The sequence below is a fragment of the Wolbachia endosymbiont of Drosophila tristis genome, from assembly GCF_028981745.1.
Lineage (GTDB): Bacteria > Pseudomonadota > Alphaproteobacteria > Rickettsiales > Anaplasmataceae > Wolbachia > Wolbachia pipientis.
The window spans coordinates 1-2,991 of sequence record NZ_JAPQLN010000023.1; the positions used below are offsets into that span (position 1 = coordinate 1).

Genomic DNA, 2,991 nt, shown 5'->3' on the forward strand with positions numbered 1-2,991 from the left:
TATATAGGGTTGACACCAAGGCAATATTCTTCTGGAAAAGTTGATCGGCATGGCAGCATATCAAAGATGGGACCAGCGGAATGTAGAAGTATGTTATATGCAGCTGCACAAACAATGCTTACAGTTACCAAGAGGACATTTAAATTAAAAAACTGGAGTTGCGAAGAAAAAAGGAATGAAAAAAGCAATTGTAGCAGTAGCAAGAAAATTAGCTGTAATTATGCATAGGATGTTGGTTGATAAAACAGAATTTTATTATCAATAAACATCAAAAGAGCATAGGACAATAATTTTATTGAAAATAAAGATAGCAATGCCGATGGAAGGGACAAGCAAGAACTTAGTTAGACTTCGTGGTAAACATGTTACCGTCCACTTCCGCCTAACAAGTATAATGCGGCTTGACAAGTTTATTGTCATCTCAGACCGCGGAGAGAACCATATGCTACTTTTCACTTATGTAAAATTACCAAGGATTATGGAGAAGATATGCTGTTTTGATTTGTGTGAAAATTATTGTTGACTTATGTGCAATTAGAGAACCTAAGTCACTTTAGCTATATATAAAAGGTTTAAGTGGTTGTATTGATGTATCTTTGTATTAAAAAACACCCAATAAGCAGAGTTGTAAGTGGAATAAACCACAAAATGTAAGTGCTAGGTGGTACGATTATAATTGAATTGCCGTAAGAATTTTTTAACTCTGAGATTATCTCTTCATCAGTGTATCCATCATTGATTTTTTTACGAATTGCTTCTCGCATATCATACGCGATCTGAGATCCAGATTCAGACAATGATTCGCCAGAACATATTGGACACCTTATTATTTCAAATAAACTGGTTGCTCGTTTTTCCATGCTTTTATCTCTGAGTTTATTATCCAGAGTAAAAGCGTTTACGCCTGAGTGGAATATCAATATGAAAAGTAAGCTAATTACTATTCTCATTCTTGGTTAATTGGATTATTTTACTGAGTTGGTTCATAAAATCAGTGATGGATAACTTTCCAATAAAGCTTGACCCTACATCATCATCGTACTTTATTGAAAATTGAATGCCATTATCAGTTGTTTTTTCTGATAAGGAAGGTACTAATTTTTCGAACGCATCTGAAGTTTTTGAGTCACCAATCATAAACGAGATTAATTCTTTATAATTTGATATAGCCACGTTGATTTTGTCTTTAAATGAATATGTAACTAAGTTGTAATTGTTTACCCCACCATCTGCAGCAAAAGAAAAATTATTACTTTGAATCAAAAATTTCTCTATATTGAAATTAATTCTGGAAGCCGAGATGTCGTTTACAAATTCATAATCAAATTTAATGTCGATACTAAGGTAACTTTCAGGACTTGCAGTATTTTTATACCGATAAGTATACAAATCAAATCCTAGCTTAGCATTTCCACTCAGTTCTTTATCGAGGTGAAATTGAATGTAATTGCTTTTATCATTCACTTCAGTTATAACACTTTGCTGATTTTCTAAAACATCACATTTTAATCCATAATCTTCGTAACGAAGTGTATCTATATAGTCTATCACGGTACTATTTTTGTTGAATCGCAATGAAGATGGTAAATCGTTTAGTCTAACAACAAAGTGGCTGCTATCGTTTGTGTGGCATTTTATATTCTTTTTCTCATCACCATGAACAGCAATATTGACTTCATTGCTTGGTATGTAGATATATACTGATTTATCAAACAATCTATTTTTTATCAATAAAGCATCAGATGAGATGGTTAATTGCTCATTGGAAAATTTTGGGTTTGTCACACGAAAAATTAGGTTAGAAGGAAATCCACTAAAATCATGTGAAATATCAAATTTTTCGTCGTTAATGTATAGTATTGTTTCAGCTAAAAGATTTTTTACCTTACATGCAGAAAAATACCAAAAACCACTATACGCTACAGGAATAAACAAAAGTAAAGAGATGATAATATAGATAAAAATCTTACGCATAGCTAATCACTCCCCTGTTTATCCAATGATATATTTCTTGTACCCCTTGGTATGGTTACACACAAGCCGTCGATATCTTTTGTGATTTTTATTTGGCACCCAAGTCTTGATGTCTCTGTTAAGCCGAAAGCTAGGTCTAACATATCATTTTCCTCATCAGATATAGGGTTATGTATTTCTACAGCATTATAAAACTTTGGATCAACAATTACATGGCATGTAGAGCAAGCAAGAGAACCTTCACATGCACCTTCAAGCAGATCTGGATCACTTCTGTGGGCTAAATTGAGCAGAGTTTCTCCCTCTGCAGCTTCATAGCTTTTCTTACTCCTATCAGGTAAAATAAAAGTAACAGATGGCATATTATTCCTATTAAAATCCTTACTAATTTCTCTATATCCTACAGGTAATAACTAATATTTGCAAACTCTTTACAATTCCAGTGCCTATTTTTTGTTATCCAAGTAGCCGACACTGGTTTCCAGAAAAAAGGGTGTTATGCAAGTAGCTGACACTGGTTTCCATCCAAGACGGCAGTGCCCTCTTCTTGTCATCCTAGTGCCTTCTTCTTGTCATCCCAGTGCCCAGACACTGGGATCCAGGAATTTTATTAAGTTAGTAAGCATAAAAGTATAGCTAACGCGAGCTCTACGTCATACCGCCGCGGTATCTCTAGATCCCGCTAACACGTAGCGGGATGACGAACTGCTATACCGCCACGAACCGTCATACCGCGATTCATTCGCGGTATCTCAGCCGCTAACAAGAGATCCCGCTAACAAGTAGCGGGATGACGGTTGTTGTTTAGCTACAAACGTTAAGAAATTTACTAAGCGAAAAAAAAGGCAAAAGAAGCCCCGTGGTTATTATCTGCTTTAAAATATTGGCGTTTTTTATGTTTTAAACGCTTGACAAGCGAAATTCAGTTGCTTTTAATTGCAACTAACCTACGCTGCAAATGTTTAAGAAATTTACCAAGCAGAAAAAAAGACAAAGAATCCCCGAGTTAGCTAGTCT

At 34.9% G+C, this 2,991-nt stretch carries 5 protein-coding genes; 2 read left to right on the forward strand and 3 right to left on the reverse strand.

Translation table 11 applies throughout. The features are described 5' to 3' along the window. A partial coding sequence (locus OZD64_RS00290; RefSeq protein ID WP_274999101.1) for a transposase occupies positions 1-228 on the forward strand: 228 nt, incomplete at its 5' end. A 344-nt stretch (positions 229-572) separates the two neighbouring features. On the opposite strand, the gene OZD64_RS00295 is transcribed toward OZD64_RS00290, so the two are convergent. The 3 genes from OZD64_RS00295 to OZD64_RS00305 are packed head-to-tail and all read right to left on the reverse strand — an operon-like array spanning position 573 to position 2,336. Beyond that, on the reverse strand, positions 573-950 hold the full coding sequence (locus OZD64_RS00295) for a cytochrome c-type biogenesis protein (RefSeq protein WP_010962876.1): 378 nt from the start codon (positions 948-950) through the stop codon (positions 573-575). Continuing rightward, on the reverse strand, positions 934-1,974 hold the full coding sequence (locus tag OZD64_RS00300) for a hypothetical protein (RefSeq protein ID WP_010962877.1): 1,041 nt from the start codon (positions 1,972-1,974) through the stop codon (positions 934-936). The genes OZD64_RS00295 and OZD64_RS00300 overlap by 17 nt, the downstream gene beginning before the upstream one ends. A gap of 2 nt (positions 1,975-1,976) precedes the next feature. Next, positions 1,977-2,336 (reverse strand): ferredoxin family 2Fe-2S iron-sulfur cluster binding protein, encoded by a 360-nt coding sequence (locus tag OZD64_RS00305; protein ID WP_274999102.1) that lies wholly within the window; start codon positions 2,334-2,336, stop codon positions 1,977-1,979. A gap of 136 nt (positions 2,337-2,472) precedes the next feature. Here OZD64_RS00305 and OZD64_RS00310 point away from each other — a divergent pair, with 136 nt between their 5' ends. Beyond that, the gene (locus OZD64_RS00310) at positions 2,473-2,610 is read left to right on the forward strand and encodes a hypothetical protein (RefSeq protein ID WP_010962879.1); all 138 of its coding nucleotides are present in this window, start codon (positions 2,473-2,475) and stop codon (positions 2,608-2,610) included. Positions 2,611-2,991 lie beyond the last annotated feature (381 nt).

What these genes read in the sequence shown, in the direction of transcription:
- OZD64_RS00310 (WP_010962879.1), top strand. Translation starts at nt 2,473, where the DNA reads ATGCAAGTAGCTGACACTGGTTTCCATCCAAGACGGCAGTGCCCTCTT.
- OZD64_RS00300 (WP_010962877.1), bottom strand. Translation starts at nt 1,974, where the DNA reads ATGCGTAAGATTTTTATCTATATTATCATCTCTTTACTTTTGTTTATT.
- OZD64_RS00305 (WP_274999102.1), bottom strand. Translation starts at nt 2,336, where the DNA reads ATGCCATCTGTTACTTTTATTTTACCTGATAGGAGTAAGAAAAGCTAT.
- OZD64_RS00295 (WP_010962876.1), bottom strand. Translation starts at nt 950, where the DNA reads ATGAGAATAGTAATTAGCTTACTTTTCATATTGATATTCCACTCAGGC.